This window comes from Pseudoduganella guangdongensis (assembly GCF_009857475.1).
GTDB classification, from domain to species: domain Bacteria; phylum Pseudomonadota; class Gammaproteobacteria; order Burkholderiales; family Burkholderiaceae_D; genus Rugamonas; species Rugamonas guangdongensis.
Genome location: NZ_WWCJ01000003.1, coordinates 259,465 through 283,209, shown reverse-complemented (window position 1 = coordinate 283,209; position 23,745 = coordinate 259,465). Strand labels below are relative to the sequence as shown.

The 23,745-nt window shown below is 59.5% G+C and carries 24 protein-coding genes; 14 read left to right on the top strand and 10 right to left on the bottom strand.

The annotated features are described in order from the left end of the window. The first annotated feature begins 61 nt into the window (after positions 1-61). Both GTP41_RS05610 and GTP41_RS05605 read left to right on the top strand, forming a co-directional pair. Positions 62-2,155, top strand: a complete 2,094-nt coding sequence (locus GTP41_RS05610; RefSeq protein WP_161024580.1) for a TonB-dependent receptor plug domain-containing protein — start codon at positions 62-64, stop codon at positions 2,153-2,155. A 53-nt stretch (positions 2,156-2,208) separates the two neighbouring features. Further along, positions 2,209-2,508: a hypothetical protein gene (locus GTP41_RS05605; protein WP_161024579.1), complete on the top strand. Its 300-nt coding sequence runs from the start codon at positions 2,209-2,211 to the stop codon at positions 2,506-2,508. Here the strand turns inward: GTP41_RS05605 and GTP41_RS05600 are convergent. Both GTP41_RS05600 and GTP41_RS05595 read right to left on the bottom strand, forming a co-directional pair. Next, positions 2,505-3,527, bottom strand: coding sequence for a helix-turn-helix transcriptional regulator (locus GTP41_RS05600; RefSeq protein ID WP_161024578.1), 1,023 nt, complete (start codon positions 3,525-3,527; stop codon positions 2,505-2,507). The genes GTP41_RS05605 and GTP41_RS05600 overlap by 4 nt on opposite strands. A gap of 39 nt (positions 3,528-3,566) precedes the next feature. Then, entirely contained in the window at positions 3,567-3,782 is a 216-nt protein-coding gene (locus tag GTP41_RS05595; RefSeq protein ID WP_161024577.1) for a hypothetical protein, read from the bottom strand. Between the two features lie 133 nt (positions 3,783-3,915). Here GTP41_RS05595 and GTP41_RS05590 point away from each other — a divergent pair, with 133 nt between their 5' ends. Then, on the top strand, positions 3,916-4,794 hold the full coding sequence (locus tag GTP41_RS05590; RefSeq protein WP_161024576.1) for a 5'-nucleotidase: 879 nt from the start codon (positions 3,916-3,918) through the stop codon (positions 4,792-4,794). Here the strand turns inward: GTP41_RS05590 and GTP41_RS05585 are convergent. Further along, positions 4,720-5,496, bottom strand: coding sequence for a pseudouridine synthase (locus GTP41_RS05585; RefSeq protein ID WP_161024575.1), 777 nt, complete (start codon positions 5,494-5,496; stop codon positions 4,720-4,722). The two genes, GTP41_RS05590 and GTP41_RS05585, sit on opposite strands and share 75 nt — an antisense overlap. A 104-nt stretch (positions 5,497-5,600) precedes the next feature. On the opposite strand from GTP41_RS05585, the gene GTP41_RS05580 reads away from it, so the two are divergent. Together GTP41_RS05580 and GTP41_RS05575 are read left to right on the top strand one after the other, a co-directional pair. Continuing rightward, positions 5,601-7,649, top strand: coding sequence for a TonB-dependent receptor (locus GTP41_RS05580; protein WP_161024574.1), 2,049 nt, complete (start codon positions 5,601-5,603; stop codon positions 7,647-7,649). Between the two features lie 4 nt (positions 7,650-7,653). Beyond that, positions 7,654-8,829: a PepSY-associated TM helix domain-containing protein gene (locus tag GTP41_RS05575; RefSeq protein ID WP_161024573.1), complete on the top strand. Its 1,176-nt coding sequence runs from the start codon at positions 7,654-7,656 to the stop codon at positions 8,827-8,829. On the opposite strand, the gene GTP41_RS05570 is transcribed toward GTP41_RS05575, so the two are convergent. Further along, positions 8,750-9,640 carry a LysR substrate-binding domain-containing protein gene (locus GTP41_RS05570; RefSeq protein WP_161024572.1) on the bottom strand — a complete coding sequence of 297 codons (891 nt, stop codon included), beginning with the start codon at positions 9,638-9,640 and terminating at the stop codon, positions 8,750-8,752. The genes GTP41_RS05575 and GTP41_RS05570 overlap by 80 nt on opposite strands. A gap of 104 nt (positions 9,641-9,744) precedes the next feature. Here GTP41_RS05570 and GTP41_RS05565 point away from each other — a divergent pair, with 104 nt between their 5' ends. From GTP41_RS05565 to GTP41_RS05550, 4 genes are all read left to right on the top strand, one after another. Continuing rightward, complete coding sequence (locus tag GTP41_RS05565) at positions 9,745-10,476, top strand: glutathione S-transferase family protein (protein WP_161024571.1); 732 nt, start codon at positions 9,745-9,747, stop codon at positions 10,474-10,476. A 31-nt stretch (positions 10,477-10,507) separates the two neighbouring features. Beyond that, positions 10,508-11,287 carry an EAL domain-containing protein gene (locus GTP41_RS05560; RefSeq protein WP_161024570.1) on the top strand — a complete coding sequence of 260 codons (780 nt, stop codon included), beginning with the start codon at positions 10,508-10,510 and terminating at the stop codon, positions 11,285-11,287. Between the two features lie 92 nt (positions 11,288-11,379). Next, entirely contained in the window at positions 11,380-12,933 is a 1,554-nt protein-coding gene (locus GTP41_RS05555) for a retroviral-like aspartic protease family protein (RefSeq protein WP_161024569.1), read from the top strand. 41 nt (positions 12,934-12,974) lie between these two features. Beyond that, entirely contained in the window at positions 12,975-13,592 is a 618-nt protein-coding gene (locus GTP41_RS05550) for a hypothetical protein (RefSeq protein ID WP_161024568.1), read from the top strand. Between the two features lie 91 nt (positions 13,593-13,683). On the opposite strand, the gene GTP41_RS05545 is transcribed toward GTP41_RS05550, so the two are convergent. Together GTP41_RS05545 and GTP41_RS05540 are read right to left on the bottom strand one after the other, a co-directional pair. Continuing rightward, a complete protein-coding gene (locus tag GTP41_RS05545; protein WP_161024567.1) occupies positions 13,684-14,823 on the bottom strand; it encodes a nuclear transport factor 2 family protein in 1,140 nt (379 codons plus the stop codon). Between the two features lie 146 nt (positions 14,824-14,969). Further along, on the bottom strand, positions 14,970-15,992 hold the full coding sequence (locus GTP41_RS05540; RefSeq protein WP_161024566.1) for a helix-turn-helix domain-containing protein: 1,023 nt from the start codon (positions 15,990-15,992) through the stop codon (positions 14,970-14,972). 232 nt (positions 15,993-16,224) lie between these two features. Here GTP41_RS05540 and GTP41_RS05535 point away from each other — a divergent pair, with 232 nt between their 5' ends. From GTP41_RS05535 to GTP41_RS05515, 5 genes are all read left to right on the top strand, one after another. Then, positions 16,225-16,626: a helix-turn-helix transcriptional regulator gene (locus GTP41_RS05535; protein WP_161024565.1), complete on the top strand. Its 402-nt coding sequence runs from the start codon at positions 16,225-16,227 to the stop codon at positions 16,624-16,626. 3 nt (positions 16,627-16,629) lie between these two features. Further along, the gene (locus GTP41_RS05530; RefSeq protein ID WP_161024564.1) at positions 16,630-17,970 is read left to right on the top strand and encodes a type II toxin-antitoxin system HipA family toxin; all 1,341 of its coding nucleotides are present in this window, start codon (positions 16,630-16,632) and stop codon (positions 17,968-17,970) included. A 616-nt stretch (positions 17,971-18,586) separates the two neighbouring features. Next, positions 18,587-18,802 (top strand): helix-turn-helix domain-containing protein, encoded by a 216-nt coding sequence (locus tag GTP41_RS05525; protein WP_161024681.1) that lies wholly within the window; start codon positions 18,587-18,589, stop codon positions 18,800-18,802. 41 nt (positions 18,803-18,843) lie between these two features. Continuing rightward, positions 18,844-19,911 carry a DUF262 domain-containing protein gene (locus tag GTP41_RS05520; protein WP_202419629.1) on the top strand — a complete coding sequence of 356 codons (1,068 nt, stop codon included), beginning with the start codon at positions 18,844-18,846 and terminating at the stop codon, positions 19,909-19,911. Next, positions 19,908-20,597, top strand: a complete 690-nt coding sequence (locus GTP41_RS05515; protein ID WP_161024563.1) for an MAE_28990/MAE_18760 family HEPN-like nuclease — start codon at positions 19,908-19,910, stop codon at positions 20,595-20,597. Before GTP41_RS05520 ends, GTP41_RS05515 begins: the two co-directional genes overlap by 4 nt. A 755-nt stretch (positions 20,598-21,352) precedes the next feature. Here the strand turns inward: GTP41_RS05515 and GTP41_RS05510 are convergent. The 4 genes from GTP41_RS05510 to GTP41_RS05495 form a co-directional block, all read right to left on the bottom strand. After that, positions 21,353-22,066 (bottom strand): hypothetical protein, encoded by a 714-nt coding sequence (locus GTP41_RS05510; RefSeq protein WP_161024562.1) that lies wholly within the window; start codon positions 22,064-22,066, stop codon positions 21,353-21,355. 77 nt (positions 22,067-22,143) lie between these two features. Continuing rightward, on the bottom strand, positions 22,144-22,392 hold the full coding sequence (locus tag GTP41_RS05505) for a hypothetical protein (RefSeq protein WP_161024561.1): 249 nt from the start codon (positions 22,390-22,392) through the stop codon (positions 22,144-22,146). Positions 22,393-22,614: 222 nt separating this feature from the next. Then, positions 22,615-23,415, bottom strand: coding sequence for a hypothetical protein (locus tag GTP41_RS05500; RefSeq protein ID WP_161024560.1), 801 nt, complete (start codon positions 23,413-23,415; stop codon positions 22,615-22,617). After that, complete coding sequence (locus tag GTP41_RS05495; RefSeq protein WP_161024559.1) at positions 23,415-23,738, bottom strand: hypothetical protein; 324 nt, start codon at positions 23,736-23,738, stop codon at positions 23,415-23,417. Before GTP41_RS05495 ends, GTP41_RS05500 begins: the two co-directional genes overlap by 1 nt. Positions 23,739-23,745 lie beyond the last annotated feature (7 nt).

Sequence of the window (23,745 nt, the reverse complement as noted above, 5' to 3'; positions counted from 1 at the left end):
TGCTCTTATTCCAATGCGCCGCGCCCCCGCGGCGCACATCAAGTCACACCGGAGAAAAATAATGAAACCGCAGTTACGCAAGCACCTGCTTGCAATGTCTGTTGCTACCGCCCTTCCCTGCTACGCGCAAACCACCCTCCCTACCGTTGTCATCACCGGCTCCAATCCAGACGTCATGCAAGTGGACGTCAGCAAAAAAGGCTTCCCCAGCGATACCGCAGCCCTGCTGCAATCCGTGCCCGGCGTGAGCATGGTCAGCGGCGGCGGCGTCTCCGCCCTGCCCTCGATCCGCGGCCTGTCCGACGACCGCCTGCGCATCCAGGTCGACGGTATGGACCTGGTCTCGGCCTGCGCCAACCATATGAATCCCGCGCTGTCGTACATCGCGCCATCGCAAGTTGAATCGATCCAGGTCCTGCCAGGCATTACGCCGGTGAGCGTGGGCGGCGACAGCATCGGCGGCACCATCCGCGTGCGCTCCGCCGATCCGAAATTCGCCGAAGCCGGCGGCCTGCTGCACGAAGGGCAAGCCACTTTCGTCTACCGCGACAACGGCAACGTGCGCGACGCCAGCCTGGCCGCCACCGTGGCCAGCGAGACCTTCTCCGCCAGCTATCGCGGCGCATCGATCAAGTCGGACAATTACGAGGACGGCAACGGCCGTGCTGTCGGCTCCTCCGCCTACGAGTCGCGCAACCACTCGCTGACCCTGGCCATGCGCGCCGAATCGCGCCTGCTGGAACTCAAGCTTGGCCTGCAGCGCATGCCCTACCAGGGCTTCCCCAACCAGCGCATGGACCTGACCCGCAACGACAGTGAGCAAATCAACCTGCGCTACCTGGAGCGCTTCGACTGGGGCACGCTGGAAGGCCGCGTCTACCGCGAGCACACCCGCCACGCCATGAACTTTGGCCCGGACAAGCAGTTCTGGTACGGCGCGTTGAAGAACATCCCCGGCATGCCGATGGATACCGAAGGCGAGAACACCGGCCTCTCCATCAAAGGCACCACCAAACTGTCCGAGCGCGACACCCTGCGCATCGGCGCCGACTACCGCCGCTACCGCCTGGACGACTGGTGGGAACCTTCCGGCGGCGGCATGGCGCCCGACACCTTCTGGAACATCCGCGACGGCCAGCGCGACCGCCTGGCCGGCTTCGCCGAATGGGACCGCCGCTGGAACCCGCAGTGGTTCACCCAGTTCGGCGTGCGCGGCGAACTGGTCACCAGCAACACCGGCACGGTGCAAGGCTATAACGCCGGCTACATCAAGGACGCCAGCGCCTTCAATGCCCTCGACCGCAAGCGCGACGACCACAACCTGGACCTGACCGCGCAGGCGCGCTATGTGCCTTCGCCGGAAGCGACCATCAAGTTCGGCTACGCCCGCAAGACCCGCTCGCCCAACCTGTATGAGCGCTACACCTGGTCCACCGGCGGCATGGCAATGGCCATGGTGAATATCGCCGGCGACGGCAACGGCTATGTCGGCGACCCGTCGTTGCGGCCGGAAGTGGCGCACATGGCCACCGGCAGCATCGAATGGCACGACGCCGCGCAGGAAAAATGGTCGCTCGCCTTTTCGCCTTACTACACCCGCGTGAACGACTACATAGATGCGCGCTGCCTGACGACCTGCAAGCCGAACGTCTTCGTCAACCTGCGCTTCGCCAACGTGGACGCCACGCTGTACGGCGCCGAGATTGCCGGCCACGCCGCGCTGGCGAACGGCGCCTACGGTTCGCTGTCCGGCGACATGCTGGTGAACTATGTGCACGGCGAGAACCGCAGCACCGGCGACAACTTGTACAACATGATGCCGCTCAATACCCGCCTGGCGCTGAACCACCGCCTGGGCGCCATGAGCAGCACACTGGAAGTGCAAGCCGTGTCGCACAAGGAGCGCACCTCGCAGCTGCACAACGAACGCCGTACCGCCGGCTACGCTCTGGCCGCCCTGCGCACCAGCTATGCGTGGAAGAAGGTGCAGCTTGATTTCGGCGTGGAGAACCTGTTCGACCGCCGCTACGACTTGCCTTTGGGTGGCGCCTACGTCGGCCAGGGCATGACCATGTCGCTGAACGGCGTGCCGTACGGGATCGGCGTGGCAGGCATGGGCCGCTCGGTCTACGCCGGCCTGACCTTCAAGCTGTAAGCAGCCTGGCCAGTCGCGCGCGCCCCATTACCGGGGCGCTGTAGCATACGGCCATGGCTACCGATGGTAAACAGAAGCTCGACCATGCGGTCGACAAGCTGGAACGTGAGGTGCCGGGCAAGGCCCGGCGCTTCCTTGAATGGGCGCGCTCCGACAAGGCGCGCTGGGTACGCATTCCCCTCGCCCTGCTGCTGATCGCGGTGGGGCTGTTCCTGCCCTACCTGCCGATATTGGGCGTGGAAGACATCATCATCGGCCTTCTCCTGCTGTCCTACGACATTCCCTTCCTGCGCAAACCCATGGCAGCATTCGTCGAATGGGCCGTCAAGCTCTGGCGACGCATTCGCCGTTAAGCGCTGCCGCCATCGCCACCGTACGCTGCGGCCATGCGCAACGCGGTTTGCTTGAGTTCCTCGCGCAGTTCGGCCGGTTCGTGCACCACCACGCCGTCGCCGAAGCCCAGCAGCCACCACGACAAGGCGCGGGTGCGCGGCACGGTGGCGATCAGGCGCACGGTCTCGGGCGATTCGTTGAACAGCACCTGATCCTTGCTGAGAGGCGTTTCCGCCAGATGCTCGCCGGCGGCACGTTTGAACACGGCCTGCAGGCGGATGGCGCCGCCGGCGGCAATGCCGAACTGGCCCTGGGCGATGAAGGCGTCGATATCAAAGCCCTCGCTGCGGCGCGCCGGCAGGTGCAGCATCTCGGCCTGCTTGACACGGTGCAGCGCGATGGTGCGCGCGTCGTCGTAGTCCGCGAACAGGCAGACCAGGTAGACCGTGCCGCCCTTTTGCACGATGGCCAGCGGATGCACCGATTCGTAGACCGCTAGCGTGCTGCCGTCGCGCTTGAGGTAATGCAGCTTGAGCTGGCAGTCCTTCATCAGCGCGTCGTAAATCGTGCGCTGGCAGCCCTCGTCCAGCTCCGCCGGCAGCAAGGGCTGGGCGGCCGGTATGCTGCGCACCTTGCCCAGCCAGGCTTTGGTGTGCGCCTTGTCGTCGGTGGCGGCCAGGGTGTGCGCGGCGGCGGAGAAGTGCGGCTGCAGGGCATCCAGCGTCGATGGCGGCAGCTGGTGCCGCAGGTGCTGCTCCACCATGGTCAGGGTCAGCGCTTCCGGCACGCTCATGCCGGGCAGGCTGAAGGCGGCGCCGGCGCGCTGCCAGCTCCAGCGGAACGGCTTGCTGGAGTCGTCCACCTGCAGCGGGAACAGGCCGGCCAGCGCGTTCAGGTCGCGTTCGACCGTGCGTTTATCGACCGGGAACTCGGCTTGCGCCAGCCGCTCCGTGATATCCGCTGCCGTTATGCTCTGCGGCGCGCGCGGCACCAGGCGCAGCATATTCCATTGGCGCAGCATGGAGTCTTTGGAAGCCATCGAGCTTAAACTTTAGTTATTGAAGTTTCATTGTAGCAATTATTTCAGCCGTGCGCCGCGCAGCCCGCTCGGCGTCACGACGATTTCCCAGAAGCCTTGCGCCTCCAGCGCCGCCGCCAGCCTGCAGGCGTGCTGGTAGCCCAGGCGAAAGCGCACCTGCAGGCGCGACACCGGGCACGCCAGCAAGGCGCCGTGCGCCACCCGCAGGCCACGCACAAACTCGATTGCCGCCGCGATCTCCGCTACCGAAATCATTCCAACCAAACCTTGCCTCCCTGGCCCATTGCGAACCAGCGAAGTATTGACTGCGGCTGCGACGGAACATGTCGCACGGGCTGCGACACATTTTGTCGCAGCATCCTGCGACAATGCTGCTTAAGGAGGATTCATGAAACTCGTTATCGCTATTTCTTCACGCGCCCTGTTCCAGCTGGACGAGAGCCACGCCATCTACGAAAGCGAGGGCGTGGAGGCGTATTGCGCCCACCAGCGCGCCAACGAGCATGTGGTGCTGGAGCCCGGCCCCGCCTTCACGTTGGTGAAAAAGCTGCTCGCTTTGAACAAGGGGGTGGAAGTGGTGCTCCTGTCGCGCAACAGCGCCGACACCGGCCTGCGCATCTTCAACTCGATTGAGCACTACCAGCTGGATATCAAACGCGCCGCCTTCTGCTCCGGCGCCAGCACGCACCGATATGTGGCGGCGTTCGGCGCGCAGCTGTTCCTGTCCACCAATCCGGACGATGTGCGCGAATCGCTGGCCCATGGCCTCGCCGCCGCCACCATCCTGCCCTCCCACCGCGAGAACGACAGCGGCCAGCTGCGCATTGCCTTCGACGGCGATGCCGTGCTGTTTTCCGACGACTCTGAGCGCATCTACAAGCAGCTTGGCCTGGACGCCTTTGCCCGCAACGAAAAGGAAGCAGCGCGCGACCCGATGCCTGGCGGCCCGTTCAAGAACTTCCTGGCCGCCCTGCACGCCATCCAGGCCGCCTACGGCCCGGACGATTCGCCGATCCGCACCGCCCTGGTGACCGCGCGCTCGGCGCCCGCGCACGAACGCGTGATCCGCACCTTGCGCGCATGGGATATCCGGATTGACGAAGCCCTGTTCCTGGGCGGTATGCCGAAGGGTGTTTTCCTCAAGGCCTTTGGCGCCGACATCTTCTTCGACGACCAGCCGGTGCACTGCGACTCAGCGCGCGAGTTCGTCCCCACCGGGCACGTCCCCTACGGCATCGCGAATGCCACTGTCGGCGGGGAAGATTGACAGCACCTGCAGGAAGCTGGCTTCCGGCGCGACGGCCAGCTCCAGCAGCTCGCCCGTCTCCGGATGTTTGAACGACATGCCGACCGCCGCCAGCATCAGCCGGCCAAAACCAAAGCGCTCGGCAAAGTAGCGGTTATGCCGCCCGCGCCCGTGATTCGCATCGCCGATGATCGGGTGGCTGATGTGCTTCATATGGCGCCGCAGCTGGTGGCGGCGGCCCGTTTCCGGGAATAGCTCCACCAGGCTGTAACGGCTGCTGCTATAGCCCTCCAGCGCCACCGGGATCTCCGTCGTCGCCAGCCGGCGGTAGCGGGTCAGCGCCTCGCGCACCGGCGCCTCCTCGTCCTTGCAGCGCCGGTCCTCCGGCTCCTCGCGCAGAGGGTGGTCGATCACCCCTTCCTGCGGCGCCCAGCCGCGCACCATGGCCAGGTAGCGCTTGCGCACCTCGCCCGCCATGAAGGCCTTACCCAGCACGCTGGCCGTCTGCGAGTCGCGCGCAAACACCAGCAAACCGGACGTGGGCCGGTCCAGCCGGTGCACGGCATACACGTACTCGCCGCCATTCAGCTCGCGCGCATACTGCAGCGCGAACTCCGTTTCGTGCGGGTCGATCGGGCTGCGGTGCACCAGCAAGCCGGCCGGCTTGTGCACCACCAGCAGCCACTGGTCGCGATAGATTTCAGTCAGGGGATTGGTTTTCATTGCGGGCGCTATTCTCCCATTCCGGGACATTTTGATCCAGATCATGCATCAAACCGGCCCTCCCCCCCTATGATCGGCCTGAGTCATCAAGAATATACGAGATCATGCGACCCGTTCACAGCTTCCTCCGCCGTTCCCCGCTCGCCTGCGCGCTCGCAGCCGCATTTTCGCTGCCCGCGCTGCCCACCCTGGCGCAGGAGACAGCCAACGCCGACATGCCCGCCCTGACGGTCGGCCGCGTCATCATTGTCGGCCATGCAACGGGGCCGCTGGCGACCCGTAATGTCATGACTTCCGTCGACATGGTGCGCGAGGACCAAATCGCGCAGCAAGCCATCTCGCACAACTGGCAGCTGTTCGGCCAGGTGCCGGGGGTGATGCTCACCCAGTTCGGCCAGGGCACCACCTCCGGCAAGTTCTCCATGCGCGGCTTCAACGGCGAAGGCGAGATCAACGCCGTCAAGCTGCTGCTGGACGGCATACCAAGCAATAGCAACGACGGCAATATGCCGTATATCGACCTGGCGCCGCTGCTGGATATCGGCTCGGTGGAAGTGGTGCGCGGCACCAACGACCCGCGCTATGGAATGCACAACATTGCCGGCAATGCCAATATCGTCACCAAATCCGGCGGCAACTACAGCAACGCGCGCCTGGGCGCCGGCAGCAAGAACACGCGCGACGCACAGGCCGCACTGGGCCGCGAAGCAGGCGGCTGGTCGCAGAACTACGCCCTGACATGGCAGGAAACCGACGGCTACCGAGACCATGCCCAGGCCGACAAGAAAGGCTTCTCCGGCAAATGGTTCTACTCGCCGGACCAGGGCAACAGCCGCTACGGCCTGGTACTACGCCACCACGAAGCCAGCGCCGACGAAGCAGGCTACCTGACCAGCGCCGAAGCGCAACGCAAACCATCCATGTCCCCGGCGCACAACGCCTATGATCACGACCAGCGCCGCATGACCCAAGTGGCGCTGCAGGCGGAAACCACCCTGGCCAACCGCCTGTTCTGGACCGCCCAGGCCTACCAGAACCGGCTCGACGACAGCCGCTACGTCACCTTCTCCGCCAACGTGTCGCAGCAAGAGCGCATCGTCTCCGAACGCCACACCGGCGCCAGCACCAACCTGACCTGGCGCGCCGGCAAGACCGCGCTGGGCGACCTGACCCTGGTGGGCGGCCTGGATAGCGAGCGCCAGGACAATCGCAGCGAACGCTATAACACCGTGCGCCAGGCGCGCAGCGCACAAACGCGCAACCAGCAATTCGACCTGAACACCAGCGGCGGTTTCGCGCAAGCCGTGCTCAAACCAAGTTCCGACCTGACCGTCACGCCGGCCTGGCGCGTCGACAAAGTCAGCGGCCAGTACACCAACCTGCTCAACGGCCGCGTGTACGACGTGAACGATTACGGCTGGATCAGCCAGCCCAAGATCAGCGCCGTCTACAAGCTGGCGCCCGGCTACTCCGCCTACGGCAACTGGGGCCGCAGCTTCCAGGTCGGGGTCGGCACCGCCGCCTACAAGGTGAACCAGTCGCAGGACCTGGCCCCATCCATCAACCAGGGCTGGGAAACTGGCGTCAAACTGCGCCCGCTGGACTGGGTGGAAGGCCGCATCGCCGTATGGCAGCAGAACGCCTCCAACGAAACCCGGCGCAAGCTGAACGACCCGGCCAACGACGCCGAAAACATTGGCGCCACCCGCCGCCGCGGCCTGGACGTGCAATTCAACCTGCAGCCCACGCCTGAGTGGGGAGCGTGGATCGGCGCCGCGCTGCAACGCTCGCGCATCATGCACGCCGACGCCGCCGCCATCGCCACGGTGGGCAACGAGATCGATCACGTACCGCGCGTGCTGTACAACCTGGGCACCGACTACCGGCCGAGCGACATGCTGCGCTTCTCCGCCACCGTGAGCGGCCAAAGCAGCTACTACCTGGAGCGCAGCAACAAGACCGGCAAGTATGGCAGCTACGCTTTGCTCAACCTCTCCGCCACCTGGTGCGTGCAGCAGAACTTCGACGTCGAACTGCAACTGCGCAACGCCACCAACCGTTACAGCGAGTACGTGTGGCACGACGGCGTTCAGGCGCTGCATGCGCCGGGCAATCCGCGCAGCGTGCACCTGATGGTGACGGCGCACTTCTGACGCCATGGGCAGCAGCCGCTTGCGCCGCCTGGCACTAGCCTTCCACTTGTGGAGCGGACTGCTGCTCGGCAGCTGGCTGGTGCTGCTCGGGCTGACCGGCAGCGTCCTGGTGTTCTACGTAGATATCGAGCAGTCGCTGGCGCCAGCCCCGGTCGTCCAGCAGGACGCGCGCCCCGCCAGCGCGAGCGCAATTGAAGCCGCGCTGCGCCTGCACTTCCCGCGCTACGACGGCCCATGGCGCATCGAACTGCCCATGTCGCCCGCAGCGCCGGTCAACGCGCGCTACTACGGCGCGCCGGAGCGCAAAGGCCAGCATTTCGCGCCCTTCCTGGTCAGCCTTGAACCGTCCACGCTGGCCCTGCGCGAAGCGCGCTTCTGGGGCGACACGCCGCTGACGTGGATCTACAACCTGCACTTCACCCTCTTGCTCGGCAAAGGCGGCGCCACTGCGGTGGGGATGATCGGCCTGCTCAACGTGGCAGTCCTGCTGGCCGGCATCTACCTGTGGTGGCCCAGCCCGCAACGCTGGTGGTCCGGCCTGCGCATCCTGCCGCGCTCCGGCACGGTGAAGCGCGCCTACGACCTGCACTGTACCGGCGGCGTCTATGGCCTCCTGCTCCTGCTGGCACTCCTGCTGACCGGCAGCGCACTCGCCTTCCCCGACCAGACCCGCGTGCTGCTCGGCGCAACGCCGGCAACCACCGCGCCCGCCCTGCCTGCTGCGCCGCCGGCGCCGCAAGCGCTGGACGAAGCCGTGCGCCAGGCGCAGCGGGCCTTCCCGCAGGCCGACCTGCGCTGGATAGAAACCTCGGGCGCGCGCGGCACGCCGATCATGCTGCGCATGCACCAGCCCTTCGAGCCAAGCCGGCGCTTTCCGCAGACGCGTGCCTGGCACGACCCGCGCAACGGAAACCTGCTGCGCAGCAGCGACCCGGCCCACGCCGGCCTGGCCCAGCAGTTCACCCACTGGATGCACCCTTTACATAACGGCGAAGCCTTCGGCCAGGCCGGACGCTGGATCGTCTTCGCCTGCGGCTTCCTGCCCTTGCTGCTGCTGGTCACCGGCGTGATCCGCTGGCGCCACAAGCTCACCGCCCGCGCTACTGTGCAGCACCAACGGCAGAAATCGCCTCCGCCACCAGCCGCACCGATGGCAGTTGGCCGCGCCGGTGCGGCATAAGCAACGTGGTCGTGACAGAACCTGCCCGCCAGGCCGGCAGCACGCGCCGCACCAGCCCCGCGTCCAACGCCGCGCGGCACATGCGCAATGGCAGGCAGGCAATGCCAAGACCAGCCTGCGCCGCCTGCACCAGCATTGACGATTCGTTGGCATGCATACGCGCCTGCGGCAGCACCTCCACCCTGGCGCCAGCGTCGTCCTCGAGCTGCCACGCCGCGCTGCCCATCACGCTGACCAGGCCCGCATGCTGCGCCAGGTCTTGCGGGGATTGCGGTTCGCCGCGCGCGGCCAGATAGGACGGCGCCGCCACCAGCACGATAGGCTCGCTCCCTACTCGTCGCTGCACCAGCCCAGAATCCGGCAGCGGCGCGAAATGGTCGCGCACCGCGATATCAAAGCCCTCCTGCACAATATCGACAAAACGGTCGCTGACATGCACCGAGACAAACACCTTGGGGTGCGCCACCGCCACCTGCGCCAGCACCTTGGACAGGATGGTCTGTGCCGTGGGCACCGAGGCCGTAATACGCACCGTGCCGCTCGGCTCCGCCAGGCGGCCTTTCACCACATCCTCCGCCGCGTCGGCCTCGATCAGCATGGCCGATGCGTGGCGATAAAAATCCTGGCCAAGTTCCGTCACCGTAAAGCGGCGCGAAGTGCGCTGGATCAGCCGCACGCCCAGCTCCGCCTCCAGTGCCGCCACGCGCTTGGCCAGCGTTGATTTGGGCGTGCCGGTATGGCGCGCAGCCTGGGCAAAGCCACCATGCTCCACCACTTGAACAAAGAAGTAGTAGTCGTTCAGGTTCCGCATACATCATCCACAAATAGAGACTTTCCTTCCATTCTAGACCATCTTTTCGAGCATCGTTCACGCACGTATATTTCCCCTACCAACTCACCACATGGAGAAAACGAATGAAACCAGTAATCTTTTACGGCGTACCTAGCGGCTGCTCCCTGGCATCGGTTATCGCCTCCGAATGGCTCGGCCAGCCCTACCACCTGGTGCGCATTGAAATGATGGACAAATGGCCCGAGCAATTCGCCCGCATCAATCCGCGCATGAAAACGCCCGCCATGCTGACCGCCAACGGCGACAGCCTGACCGAAAGCCTGGCTATCCTGCAGCACATCGGCCAACGCGGCGTAGCGCAAGGCCTGGGCTTCGAACCTGGCACGCCCGATGCCGACCGCCTGGCCTCCATGCTGTCCTACCTGGTCACCGACTTGTTCGCAGCCTTCGCCCCGCTGTGGAAGCTGTATGACGCCGGCATTGACGACCCGACCGTGAAGAGCGTGCTGCGCAAATACGGCGAGGACGCGGTGCGCGTGGAATACGCCTACCTCGAGTCCCTGTTGTCCGAACGCGAATGGCTGCTGGGTGGCGACAAACCGACCGTCGCCGACGCCTACCTGTACGCGATTGGCCGCTGGGCTGAGTACCACAAGGTGTTCACGCTGGAAGAGAATTACCCGAACGTGGCGCGCTACATGCGCAAGCTGGCCGACGACCCGGCCGTGCGCTTTGCGCTGCAGATCGAAAAGAACGGCGATGCGCGCGGCAACGGCAGCTTCCTGGGCCATCTGAATATTGCGCAGTTGGATATGCCGAAAGCTTCGTTCACTTTGCAGGGGGCCGCAGCATAGACTGAGTCTCCACGCACTCCAAGGAGCCGACATGCGCTACCCAGCCCTGCAAGCCTATATTGAACGCCTCGCAAACGGCCAGACGCCTCCAGGCAGCCTGCGCCTGGGCGAAGATGGCCACGTGGAAGGCCACATCTTCAACTGCTGGCTGGGTAGCGCATTCCACACCATCCGCGAACTGGAAAGCGGCGTCACCACCGCCTACGCCGGCCGCGTACGCGGCATCAGCGAGGAAGACCAGGGCTTGCCGCTCTGGTCCTACCTGGACGGGGCCGCCAGCGACGACGAATCGGTGGCGCTGGACCGCCTGTGCCGCACACTCCACGCCATCAACTTCTTCCACCGCGACGACGCCGGCACGCTGCACCTGAATGTGCACGACAGGTTGCTCAGTGCTGTCAGCAGCAACCATGGCATGGCCTTCCGCCGCATCCTCGACTCGCTCGGATTGCCGCTGGAACGCATCGTGCTGCAACTGCCCTCCGTGAACGCGCGCCAGAACTGGATGCTGAACTACGTGGCTGACAATTACCGCCGCAACGGCTTCCGTGTGTCGGTGAAGGTGGCCAGCGCCACGCAGCTGCCCTCCATCCTCGGCCACGCCCGCGTGGACAACGTGCGCATCGCCAGCCTGCACGGCGCAGGCGCCGCCGAACTAACGCAAGTGCTGGCGCAAGCGGCCGCGCTGAATGTGGAGGTGCTGGTCAAAGACGATACACCGGCCCTGCGCGAGGCGGTGGCCCGCACTGGCGCCTGGGTGCTGCTGCAGGAACGCGCACGCCGCACCGCGCATGAACGTCTTGCGGCGTAGATTGCGGCGCAGGCGCGGGCGTAGGCAGTGCCATCTGATTACACGCGGCAACAATGCTAATATAGAAATACTTTCTATAAACATTGCTTTCTATGCACAACGCACTTCTCGCCGCGGCGATTGTGTCCACGCTCTACGCGACAACCGTCACTGCCGCCGCACCCTCCACCTGCGAATACATCCGCGGCGAACCGATACCGCTGCAGATTCAGGGCTGGTACTCACGCCCTGTTCTCGAAGGCAAGATCAACAGTCTTACGGTTCCGATGCTGGTAGACACTGGCGCAGCCTATACACTCATCAAAGCACGCAGTATCGAGTTGCTTCAGCTCCCTGCCAGGCTGCAACGAGGCGGCGCCGCTGGCTTGGGCGGACTGACACGCCGAAGCTTCACAACCGCCGTGAGTGAATTTTCAGTAGGAAATACCAAGCCAATCAGAGCCAACTTTCCCGTAGCCGCGATGAGCCAACACGACGTGTTCGGCGCCGTACTTGGCGTGGATTTCTTGCTGCAGGCAGACCTTGAAATTGACTTCGCCGCCCATCGGCTGCAGTTCAACCGTCTGGGTAACTGCAGCAAAGACACGGTCCTCCTACCGAATGCCGCCGTCCTCGATGCCCCTGTCGACGCCAGTGATCCCCGCCCCCATTTTTACGTCAACGTCAATGCCGTTCCAGTGCGAACCCTGATCGACACTGGGGCACCTTACTCATTAATCGACATCCACGCTGCGCGCCGGGCGGGCATCACCCCAAGCATGCCAGGAGCGATGGAGAGGACGCCTGTTACAGGAGCAGGCGAAGGCTCACTGGCAGCGTGGATTGTGCCGGTCTCGGAAATGGGGATTGGCAAAGACACGCACAAGAACCTGAAAATCACGCTGACCACAGTCAACCACAATACCGCCGACCCACGCGGCACAGAGATGATCCTTGGCACAGACTTTCTGGCCAGCCACCGCGTGCTGTTTTCTCGCAGCCAGGGCAAGGTCTACCTTGAAAACAAGGCGCCGCTTAAACTCATCACTTCCATCGCCGACCGCGTGGAATGGCTAGAGATCGATGCAGCACAAGGCAACCCCGGCGCAATGGCCCACTTGGCAATGAGGCTGGAAAATGGCGAAGGCATCGCCCAAGATACCGCGCGCGCAGCCAAACTTCGCGAAACAGCGGGCGCCAAGGGTGATTTCAAGACGCGCCTCCAGAAAGCCAACCAACAATTGAGCGACGGCGAGTTTGCAATTGCGGCACCCGCCTTGCGCCAGCTGGCACAAAGCGTTTCATCCTCTCGATACACGGAACTGGAAGCCTACATCGCAACTGCCCTGAATGGCGAGACCCATACGGCCCAAGAAGAGCTAAAGATATTCCTCAAGCGGGCCAACGATGAAAGCTGGCCAACGCCCATCATGGAGTTTCTGGCGGGAGAAAGCAGCGCGAGCAGCCTGTTGAAAACCGCACGCAAAGATGAAGGACGGGCGAATAGCCGCGAATGTGAAGCGCACTACTACATCGCCCAGGCTGCGCGCCTGAAAGGCGACCGGGGTGCAGCCCGCCAATCGTTCGAATCTGCACTGGCCATTTGCCCGGCGAGCGGCTTCGAGCACCGCGCAAGCACCACCGCCCTCAAGCAAACTGAACTATAAGGACTTCGATGCAAAGGGTTCATTTCACTGACACGGAGATCGTGGACAAGCTAACGACGAGCAATCAGTTCGAAGATCCGCCAATCAGTCGCACAACGCGCATGCCGGATGAGGTCACCGTCTTCATTGCCTCGCCCGACCCAAAATTCCCAAAGCAAAAAGCGCTGCATGCGTACACCATGGGCGCAATCAGGGACATTAACAAAAAAGTGGGCGTACGTTTAACGCAGGCGAACGAGGATGACGCTATCATCCACGTCTCGTTTGGCACATCGTTTTTAAACGACACAACCGATTACCAGAACTACGTCGCAAACGTCACCTCAGTATCAGGCAATGGAAACGAAATCAAAGCGGATGGCTGCGGCCATATCAGCACAAAGCCGGTGTACATTCAGATCGGCCACAACATGCACGGCAGCGAAGAATGCGACTGTTGGATTTCCCAGGATACCGTCGTTCACGAATTCGGCCATGCATTGGGCTTGCAAAATCACTTCACAGGATTTAGCGGCGAGATAGCCATCTCGTACGCGTTCTGGGACGTGCTGGCAACCCTCTACAAATATCCTGCTGGCACTGACTTCGAAAAAATCAAAGCACACCGCGCCGCAATTTCACGCTTTAAGAGGCTATGGAACCAAGTACTTGCGCCATGAACCTGGAATGGCCGCCATCCCCGAGCAATCGCTTGCCATGCCAGACCCGAAGTGAGGCGGCCACGTAAAAGTGCGCCAGGAGAGAACGGTGCTAATTCTTATCCCCAAGCAGCCGGATCATTGCATTCGCCACACCAATGGAAGACTCCCAATTCATGCCAGTAACCAAGCGCCCATCGACGGCGACATGACTGCCATCCCTGGGGCCATGCACGAACTTACCGCCGTTGCGCTTGATACTGCCTTCCGCTGAGAACGGATAGGCCTTGAAAACAGCAGATTCCCGGTTGATGAAGGCATCCGGGAAACTGGTCATCACCTTACCTTGGCCTAGGAAAGAGCCATCGCTGAGTTTGAGCTGCGAGATCCCTTCGGTTCCATGACAGATTGCCGCAATCACCCCGCCCTGCTCTTCATAGATCTGCTTTGCCAGCTTCTGGATCGCGCCGTTTTCGGAGATGCCCACAACTGCCGAACCGCCGCCCACATAAACAATGGCGACGTAATCGGCCGCTTTAAGGTCAGCGGCAGCGCGGGTATTCGCCAGGCCCCACATAAAGTCGCTGTCATACACATAGCGCCGCTGCATAGGGTCTGAGGTAATCACCATCTCCAGCGGTACAGCACCGCCATCGGGGCTGGTGAAATCCACCGCGTAACCGGCTTTGACCAAGGCATCGTAGGTGTAGGCGATCTCCGGAAAGTTATTGCCTGCATTGACCTTGGTTCCCGGATATTGCGCCACGTTCGACAGCACGAACAGCACCTTGCGCCCATGCTGCGGACCATCGGCTCGCACCGCCGATTTGCTCATGATTTTCCACTCGCCCTCCACTTTCCGGAGCAGGAAGACATCGACATAGCGCCGGCCCTGCTTCGGCATCAGGATTTCCGCCTTGGCCGTGGCAAGCTGGCCCGTGATATCGATGCTGATTAAACGCCCGATGCGGCCATTGAACTGGGATTGCTTCTCGGACGGGAATAGCTTTGCGTACTCCTGCGGCGACATTTCCCGCACCGCATTGTCCGGCCCATCCAGATATAGGCGGGCGCTCGGGTAGAACGCCTTATGCAAGTCCGCCTGAACGTTGAAACTGCTGCCCGTCAAATACAGACCCACCGCCCGGGCAACAGCGGCCTGTTCATCTCCGTTTGCCGCCGCACGGCTTTGGGTGGTGCAAACGAAGAGCGCAAATAAAAGAAAAACGCGAATAAAAAATCCCTTGTTCATGAAGTCATCCTCTCGTGATCCCAAATTGATTAGCGCTGGGAGGTGAAATCATCACGTCCTAGCACGTCAATCATCGGGCGAAGCATGCTCAAAAACACTGGAATATCGCGAATTCGAACTCCGGAAACGCGATTCCGGAGTATTTTTCAGGCCGCAGGGCGCGATTCGGCGCGATATCGTGCCGGCGTTAGGCCAACGACTTTCTTGAAGGCGGTGAAAAAGGTGGAGCTGGAATTGAAGCCGCAGCGCTCCGCCACGGACTCCAGATTGAGCTGAGGTTCGGCGAGCAGCAACTTCTTCGCGTCCGCAATGCGGAACTCGTTGACGTACACGCTGAAGCTCTTGTTCAACCTTGCGTTCAGGGCTTGCGACACTTCCGCCGGCAGGTGTCCAGTTTTCCGGGCGAGCTGGGCCAAGGTCAGGTTGGGATTCAAATGCAGTTCCTGCTCCAGCATCTGCTGACCGACAGCCGCCAGGATCTGCTGCGCATCCTCGTCGCTCAATTTGCGGTTCTGGTACTTCTCCTTCATCTCGGCTTCGCTCTTGCGGAGCAGGAAGACCAGCACAGCGATATGCAGCAAGAAAGTAAATGACAGCGCCCCAACGATGTAGGAGGTGAGCGGCGTAGTGGCATAGGCGACGAGAATAAGGAAGCTGCCGGCAAACACACTAAGCGGCATCCATGCCTGACCGCCCGCCTCCCTCAACTGCGCGCGCGCCTGCCACAATGCCCATGCTGCGGCCAGCAAGTAACCGAGCCAGTAAATGTGAATCACATCACTGGACTTGCTCCAGATGCTGCGATAACTGGCATAGGGAAATAGCACGCCCAAGCCGATGATCAGGAACGCCAGGCCAAGATGCCAGCGCCAGCGCTGGTCCGCTGGAACCTGTTGGCGCTCGATCAGGTAGTAGCGCACATACAAATAGGTCAAGGGCCCGATCAGCAGGCAGGCAGACAAGCCTAACTGCCTGAACTCGAGGGCGATGGTGGGATCGAAGAACAGGACCGTGGATTTCGCCGTACGGACGGCGATCGCCAACAGTAGCGCGCCAAGCATCCAATCGGAAAGGCGTTTCGGCTGGCGCCTGAAAAAGTAGATGGCCAAGAAGATGCCATTGATGGCACCAAGGGCGCTGAACAGGAACAGGAGTTGTCGGGTGAGCATGCCGGCAAGTATAAACCGGGGGCGCCAGTAGTACAGCTTTGCCCCCCCCCTGCACTCCCTTCGGTGTCACCGGTGTTTCCTTGATACTGGCCAGCACAATTTACAATTCAAAGGCTGTAAAAGTAAAATACATTCTGAGCACTGTAATTTCTTCACTTTACATGTCTTGCATTGTAATCGCGATTTACAGGCCATATACTGTAAATGGAAGCGCATTTACGGAGGTAAAACTATGGACTTCACAATCCAGACGCTGGATCACCTGAAGCCGCTCATCCAGGGTTTCAGGAAGAAGGCAAATCTCACCCAGGCGGCAATGGCTGAAAAACTAGGTATTAGCCAACAGAGCTACGCCCAGATCGAATCGAACCTGGCGTCGACGAGCGTCGACCGCCTCTTCACCATTTTGCGGCTGATGAACGTCAAGCTTCAGGTGAGCGACAGCGACCCGGATACGTTGCCAGTCTTTCAGGTGAAGTCCAAATCGAGTACTCGACGAAGGTCCATAGAAGCGAAGGCGAAGGTCGAAGGCCGAGGATCTCAGGCCGGCAAGGTTTTACCGACGAACACAAAACCTGGCATGGCGGCAGCCCCTGCAAAAGTAGTAAAAGCCGGCGACACAACCGAGTGGTGAACCATGGCCCAACGTGGAATCCAGCGCAGTCTCAACGTTTGGCTCAATGGCACCCCGGTAGGCCAATGGACAATCAAACGAAACACCTCGACGTTCGCGTACTTCCAAGAATGGCTGGAAGACGAGAACCGGCGCCCTCTGTCTTTGTCGATGCCCTTCACGGCGGCAAACGCTCCGTATTCGGGCGACGTGGTTACGAACTATTTCGACAACCTACTGCCTGATAGCGATCGCATTCGCCGGCGCCTGGCGCAGAAGCACAACACAGGAAGCACCTCCCCTTTCGCCTTGCTGCAGGCGCTGGGACGAGACTGCGTAGGTGCAGCCCAACTTCTGCCGCCGGACGAAACACCGGACGATCTGTTCTCCATTCAAGGCGACTTGCTGGACGAGCATGAGATCGCGGAGTTGCTGCGCGCGACGACGGCGCCTGCGGGCCTGGGCCGCCAAGACCACAGGGATGACCTACGCTTGTCCATTGCCGGCGCCCAGGAGAAGAACGCCCTTCTGTGGCACGACGGACAATGGTTCCGCCCGATCGGAAGTACCCCGACCACCCATATCCTGAAACTGCCACTTGGCCTTGTGGGCAACAGCCGTGCGGACATGCGCACCTCGGTCGAAAACGAGTGGCTCTGCTCGCAAATCATGGACAAATTTGGCCTACCTGTTGCCGAAAGTGAGATTCTGACTTTCGAGGATCAAAAGGCGCTGTCCGTAAAGCGGTTTGACCGTAAATTATCCAACGATCGCACCTGGATTGCCCGATTACCGCAAGAGGATATGTGCCAGGCGCTGGGCTGCTCTCCCCTTCTGAAGTACCAGGCCGACGGCGGGCCGGGGATTCAGCGCATCATGCAGATACTGCTCTCATCGGAGAAGGCGGATTTTGACCGCCGCAACTTCTTCAAGACTCAGCTCATTTTCTGGCTTCTGATGGCCACCGATGGGCACGCCAAGAATTTCAGCATCATGGTCGGACGTGGGGGACAATACCAAGCTTCCCCGCTGTACGACGTGCTCTCGGCGCATCCAGTCATTGGGCACGGCGAGAATTTGATCGCGCGCCAGGAAGCCAAGCTGGCAATGGCCATCCGGGGCAGTGAAAATTACTACTTCATTGATCGAATCATGCGTCGCCACTGGTCCGCTATGGCCCGCCAGGTGGGACTTGGCGGCCGCGTCGCCGAGGAGCTCATTGAGGAGGTCTTGGCCCAAGCGCCACTGGTTGCAGAAGCGGTTGGGGACATGCTCCCTCCAGGGTACCCAGGAGATGTTGCAGATAGCATTCTTTCCGGGATGCTGGCCCAGTGCGGTCGACTCGCCGATATGCCACCTGGCTAAACGTGCTGGCGCAGGTGCGGGAATAGTAGAAATGAAAAGGGCCGCTTGAAAGCGGCCCTTACTGTATCTGAGAGGGGAAGCCTAATCATGCCTCGGAACCCGCATGAACACTACAATCATTGGTTTGCGATTTCAAAAATACCGTCATAGATACCGTCAAAATTTACAGCTCAGGTTCGTCGCTTCAAGCTCCGTTCTAGGCCCTATTCTCGCCCCCTGCTGTTAGTGCAAATTTCTCGAGGTCGTTGTATACCGACAACGCCTCATCACCAGTATAACCAGCGCGACCTTGCAGTGTCGTGACCTCCGCAGGTCTTACAAGTCTTCCTTTTATACAGATCGCTAGGAGGTACAGGGAATGCGACTTTGCAGTCACAGCAATAGTATCGGTGCATCACTGAAGTCCAGGTAAGCGGCTTCTTGAACAGGACATAGCCGATGCCGAAAATGGCCAAGACCATGCCCACCGGGCCAAACAAAAATCCAATGCAACAGCAACACAGCTGAATCAGGCGTAAAGCCACATCGACTAGTCTTATCAATTTATTATTCCGGTAAAGAAAAATGTCACGATTAGAGCGTGGTGAATTAGTATACATTGCTCGACAGTATCGGCGTGGAAACGCTGAGAAAATCATTTGGCGAACGGGTGCGTCAATTACGCCGTGACGCAGGGGTCTCGCAAGAAGACTTCGCGGACAAGTGCGGGTTCGCACGTAGCTACATGAGTAGAATTGAGCGAGGCACGTCAAACCTGTCTCTTGATGGCATTGAACGACTAGCTCAAGCATTTGGCCTGTCGATCGAAGACTTATTTAAAGGCCTGAAATAGCGCCGCTGAACGTATCCGAACTCTTGTGAATAGGGCTGCAAATGGAAATTATTGAATCAATCGACAAGCGAATCGGCGAGGTTCGCACTGATAGCGTAGATATGTCGATTGGGGAACTGGTGGGCTTGCACTCCTCCCGAGAACTTATCATTCAACCTGACTTCCAACGTCTGTTCCGCTGGAGCGACGCACAGCGCTCCCGCCTGGTTGAGTCCGTTCTAATTCAGCTTCCGATTCCCTCGATCTTCGTTATCGAAAACGACGATGGTCGCCTTGAACTTGTAGATGGTTTACAGCGCGTAAGTTCGTTGATCCAGTTCATTAACAACGAAGCTATTGAACTGCCCCTCCTCACTTTGGAAGGCTGCGATCTCGTGCCTGAGTTGAATGGCACCACTTTTGAAGACTTACCTCTCACACTAAAGCTCAAGCTCAAGCGGTCGGCAATCCGAACCGTGATCATCAAGCGACAAAGCAATCAGTTCTTGCGTTACGAAATGTTCAAGCGCCTCAATACCGGTGGCTCCAAGCTTTCCGATCAAGACATCCGAAACGTCAACGCACGAATCTTGGGGGGCGCAGATTTTTACGCGTTCATCAATAAATGTGCGCAATACGGTGCATTCCGCACCACGATGGAACTTCTCTCGCCAGTCGCGATTGAGGCGCGAGGCGACGAAGAACTCGTTTTGCGATTCTTCGCGGTTAAGAACTACCGAGATAAATTCAAAGGCAGTATTAGCGACTGGCTCGACACCTTCATGGAAGATGTCTTGTTGGGGAAACAGCCTTTCGATATGGATGCTGAGTGGTTGGCATTCACGACCCTGTTCGACGTCCTGGCGGACAAATTCGGCCCTTATGCATTCGTGAAATATCGCAATGGATTGCCGATCGGCAGCGTCGCTCCAGCCTACTATGAAGCAGTGACGTGCGGTAGCATCCAGGCCCTCGCGAATTTGCAAGGCCTGCCCACCGCTGATGCGACTGCGCGCTTGGCAGCAACTGTGGAATCTATCGATTTCAGGAACGTGACCGGCCCAGGCGCAAACTCGCTCCCTAAAATGAACGAACGTATCAACCTTATTGGACGCGCATTTTCAGCATGAGCACAAGCGCGTTTGCAGAACTGTTCGTCAAGGAAATTGTGAATGATCTAGTTTGGCGAGAAGCGGAACTTGCGATCATGCGCAAGCAGCTTCTACAAACCACGGTCAGCTCCCCTCAAGAGCAAACTTTATTGCGCGCAAATGTGGCACTCCTTTACGCGCACTATGAAGGCTTTTGCAAATTTTGCGTCGGCGTCTACATCGAGGCATTGAAGAAGCGAAAACTGAAGCGAAAGGACTTGAAATGGAAGATTGCAGCGCATTCCATGAAGCAGTTCTTTTTAGAGTTGAAACGACATGAGCACCATGATGAATTCTTCACTCAATTCATGGACGAATTGAATGACCGGCTAGACGAAACGGCTGAATTCGACAACATCGGTGAAACTTCTAACTTATGGCCCGACCTCTTATTGTCGTGGTTAAACCGCCTGGACTTGAAGTCGAAGAACGTTGAAGAGCAAACTCACTACCTCCATGAGCTTGTCTATAGCCGAAATAAAATTGCTCACGGGCAGCGCTTAACAATCGCGACGAGAGAGGCTTTCGACTCCTATTTCAAAGCTGCGATGCTCGCAATGCACGAGGTCGCATTGGGGGTTGCCGATGCGTTGGAACAAAGAAGCTATCAGCGCTTCAGCGTCGTGAGCACAATCCTGAACCACGCCACTCCGGTCGGGGCATGACTCCAAAAGTATAAGGTTTGTCGGTTTGCGGGCCAAAGTTTTCACACACACTCCCCTGCACGGAGCAATTTTTTTCTAGGACTTCGACGCTATGGCTCAATGCCGCTGTCGATAAAATCCTCAAGTTCAGAAAGGTCGGGAGCGGTAGATGGGGCTGAAAGGTGATTTTAGTGAGGTCACGACCCTTTGGGCTAAGTCGCCGTGGCGTGTGAAGGCTTTCCTCGGACTATCGTTTTTCCTCGCATCCGGCTCAATTGCCAGTCTTTCGGACACAGTGTTTCGATGGAAGGGCTTTGTTAGCGACGCAATCACGTTTTATAAGACATACGTATCAGGCCAGTTGCTGGGCTTACTCCATTATTGCTTTGATCAAGTGCCAACAGGTGTCCCACACTTGCTCATTTTGTCCGCACTTTTTCTTGGGGCAAACCTGAGGGTCGCATATTTCGCCCTTCCCACTTCGCAGACTCGCTCGTTGGCATCGCAGGTAGCTGCCCGCTACCTTGGCGTAACAGTCGCTCTGCTCTACGGAACTCACAGCGCTGGACATGAACTGGAGGGAGAAAACGTTTTGGGACTATTCAGCAGTAGTGCCCTTTGGGCCTCGATTTCATATTGGCGAATTGGCGGTGCAGCTAGAATTCTATGGTTCGCGAACCTCCTCGTCCCATTCATCCTCGTTGGCATAGCTGCCGCATTTGTAAGTGGCTGGGTACGAGTCGCATAATATTTTGATGCTGACGTCGTCACCAAGGTTAGCTCGTAAGACTCAATTGTTTTAGCCTAGCCCTATGCAGGCGAACGTAAAGCAGAAACAATCGCCGGAGTAATCTGTTATGCCATTTTCGCATCAAAGCTTCGGCGTCCAAGTTCTCCGCGCGAACCTGATTGCCGCTCGCATCGGTATATTCAATCACGTCAAAATGTAGACTCGTGCGATGGTTCAGTATTCTTGGCAAATACTGATGCTTACACTGATTCACCAATCCCCGTAGCAGCAAGAACGTTTTCTCAGACCCGAAGCGCCGTATCTGTCCCAAAAATTCAGTAAGCTGAGGATGAGTTTCTTCAACGGATTTGAAGAATACGTCGTTCCACCCGCACTGCTTCTTCGTAAGCGGCATCCGCCCCTTTTTTCCGCTGTATTCAAGAGGGCCAAGCACACGCAGTGTCACGAAAGGAAAGGAATCGCACAGTGCATGCAGGTTTTGCACGAAAGCGAAGATATTCGCTTCGTAATGAACCCGGTTGTTGTGCCTCTTTCCGGCGTCGGTGAACACGATCCCATCTCGCTCCATTTCCAAGAGATGCCCATCCTCACCAAAGCAATTTATGAATTCGTAGTAGTGCAGTTCGCTGAAATCCTTACGTTTGTCAATCGTGTTGAAAATCATGCGAGCCTCGGCGTCGATTTCCGATGAAGGCAAGTACGTGGACAGCAGAAGATCGCGATCTAGCGTAAATTTCATTGTTCCTCCCTCAGCCCAAATTTTTCGCAACGAGTTAACATAAGAAATTCTAGCCCATCCGCAAATGGGCCAGGCCATTACTGCATCACAAAGCAATCACCGTCACCATTGCAGGTTGAGATGGCGATGGTAGGCCTTCCACCGACCTCGCCGACATGGGTAATTGCGATTCCACTGTCGATGGAGTGTGCAATGGCCATAACTTCCAAAATTTCCGCGAACTGTTCGAGGGTAATATGACGCATAGTCGTGCTTTCTAAAGTGTCGGCTCGTGAAACCCGGAGCCGATGACGGGACTGGCCATTTTTCATGAAATCGTTACGCATCACTTACGCGTTAGTTCTCACAATGCGGAATGATGGGTGACGGCCCGTATAAGGTTGGCGGGTGACAGAGGCCGTAATCTGTCACCGCTCAAAGTCATCTAATTCCGTCACCCCACAAAGACACCAAATTCAAGGGCGTGACAAAGTGTTTGACGGGTGACGAAAGCAATCGAGAACTTCGTTCTCGAAAAGGGATACGCCCCCTCCCCCCTCGCGTCGTTTTTAATCCATAAAGTCATCTCCGCGTTCGCGCAGCACAGCGCGCACTTTAACAAGTTGCTTTGCTGCTGCTTGCCTGGAAATCTGCACGCCGGTCATCTGGTAGAACCGAGCGGCGATATCAGTTGGACTAGCGCTCTTTACCATGCGCGAGCAGCACCAGAGTGCATGCCTTCGCGCGAGCGCCTCCTGGGCTTCCGGTTCTCCGAACGTTGCCGTCCGCCGAGTTGTTTGCAGGTCGGCCCATAGCGTCTGCCTGATGCGCTTGCCAAATACCCTCGTCAAATCAGCTTGCTTCTTGATCGGTGCTGAGCGGAGGTAAGCGCAATCCCATTGCTGGCGTTCCGTGAGACTGAGCGAGCCGACTATTTTCCAAGCAGGACGCTTACCTTCGTTAAAGGCGAAGTTTGCCTCACGGTGAAAGACTGCCTCGCTACCAGTCAACAACGCTTTGCCCCGGAGGTATCTCACGACACTAGCGTGCTCACGGTTCCAGCGTCGCATCCAGGCAAGATCAAATAGCAGCAAGTCTGCGCGCTGATTTACCGTAACTCTATCCAGCGCCAGTTCCTCATGCCAAAAGCAAGGAGGTATTCCGCGCTCAATTAGGGCTTCGGCCAAGATGTATGCCACAAGCCGCTTCCCAGCTGCAAAGGCAATACGAAATCTCACGAGCAAGTTTTCTCTATCAAGCCCTTGCACGCGCCGTCTTGCCTCACACAGCACCTCCGGTTCAGAGGCGCGCAGCAGCGATACAATTGGCGTAAAGCTCTCTTTTGAGCATGCTGCGCTCACCCCGCTCATTACGACCTGGTTGGCGTTTTGCCGATGGCATCTGCCAAGGCGCGCTCAAAACGAACCGCCAGCGTGTGGTAGTCCGGCGCGATCCGTGAAATTCCCTCGATGATGGATTCCGGGCCATAGGACTGCACTAGGTTGAGTCCATGTTCATGGAGAGATCCAGCGCCAGCTGGATGCGCGTCCAAGAAAGTGTCGATCTCATAGAATTCGGCGGCGTGTGATGCCAGAACCTTGTTGGCAATTGCGCCAACGCTAATTCCTGAGCGCGAAGCCAGCCGCCCCAGGATTACGGCCATATCGCCGTCCAGGGTAATACGTTTCGTCATGGGTCTT

Coding starts and splice junctions, on each gene's coding strand:
- GTP41_RS05610 (WP_161024580.1), top strand. CDS start 62: ATGAAACCGCAGTTACGCAAGCACCTGCTTGCAATGTCTGTTGCTACC.
- GTP41_RS05605 (WP_161024579.1), top strand. CDS start 2,209: ATGGCTACCGATGGTAAACAGAAGCTCGACCATGCGGTCGACAAGCTG.
- GTP41_RS05600 (WP_161024578.1), bottom strand. CDS start 3,527: ATGGCTTCCAAAGACTCCATGCTGCGCCAATGGAATATGCTGCGCCTG.
- GTP41_RS05595 (WP_161024577.1), bottom strand. CDS start 3,782: ATGATTTCGGTAGCGGAGATCGCGGCGGCAATCGAGTTTGTGCGTGGC.
- GTP41_RS05590 (WP_161024576.1), top strand. CDS start 3,916: ATGAAACTCGTTATCGCTATTTCTTCACGCGCCCTGTTCCAGCTGGAC.
- GTP41_RS05585 (WP_161024575.1), bottom strand. CDS start 5,496: ATGAAAACCAATCCCCTGACTGAAATCTATCGCGACCAGTGGCTGCTG.
- GTP41_RS05580 (WP_161024574.1), top strand. CDS start 5,601: ATGCGACCCGTTCACAGCTTCCTCCGCCGTTCCCCGCTCGCCTGCGCG.
- GTP41_RS05575 (WP_161024573.1), top strand. CDS start 7,654: ATGGGCAGCAGCCGCTTGCGCCGCCTGGCACTAGCCTTCCACTTGTGG.
- GTP41_RS05570 (WP_161024572.1), bottom strand. CDS start 9,640: ATGCGGAACCTGAACGACTACTACTTCTTTGTTCAAGTGGTGGAGCAT.
- GTP41_RS05565 (WP_161024571.1), top strand. CDS start 9,745: ATGAAACCAGTAATCTTTTACGGCGTACCTAGCGGCTGCTCCCTGGCA.
- GTP41_RS05560 (WP_161024570.1), top strand. CDS start 10,508: ATGCGCTACCCAGCCCTGCAAGCCTATATTGAACGCCTCGCAAACGGC.
- GTP41_RS05555 (WP_161024569.1), top strand. CDS start 11,380: ATGCACAACGCACTTCTCGCCGCGGCGATTGTGTCCACGCTCTACGCG.
- GTP41_RS05545 (WP_161024567.1), bottom strand. CDS start 14,823: ATGAACAAGGGATTTTTTATTCGCGTTTTTCTTTTATTTGCGCTCTTC.
- GTP41_RS05540 (WP_161024566.1), bottom strand. CDS start 15,992: ATGCTCACCCGACAACTCCTGTTCCTGTTCAGCGCCCTTGGTGCCATC.
- GTP41_RS05535 (WP_161024565.1), top strand. CDS start 16,225: ATGGACTTCACAATCCAGACGCTGGATCACCTGAAGCCGCTCATCCAG.
- GTP41_RS05530 (WP_161024564.1), top strand. CDS start 16,630: ATGGCCCAACGTGGAATCCAGCGCAGTCTCAACGTTTGGCTCAATGGC.
- GTP41_RS05520 (WP_202419629.1), top strand. CDS start 18,844: ATGGAAATTATTGAATCAATCGACAAGCGAATCGGCGAGGTTCGCACT.
- GTP41_RS05515 (WP_161024563.1), top strand. CDS start 19,908: ATGAGCACAAGCGCGTTTGCAGAACTGTTCGTCAAGGAAATTGTGAAT.
- GTP41_RS05510 (WP_161024562.1), bottom strand. CDS start 22,066: ATGAAATTTACGCTAGATCGCGATCTTCTGCTGTCCACGTACTTGCCT.
- GTP41_RS05505 (WP_161024561.1), bottom strand. CDS start 22,392: ATGCGTAACGATTTCATGAAAAATGGCCAGTCCCGTCATCGGCTCCGG.
- GTP41_RS05500 (WP_161024560.1), bottom strand. CDS start 23,415: ATGAGCGGGGTGAGCGCAGCATGCTCAAAAGAGAGCTTTACGCCAATT.
- GTP41_RS05495 (WP_161024559.1), bottom strand. CDS start 23,738: ATGACGAAACGTATTACCCTGGACGGCGATATGGCCGTAATCCTGGGG.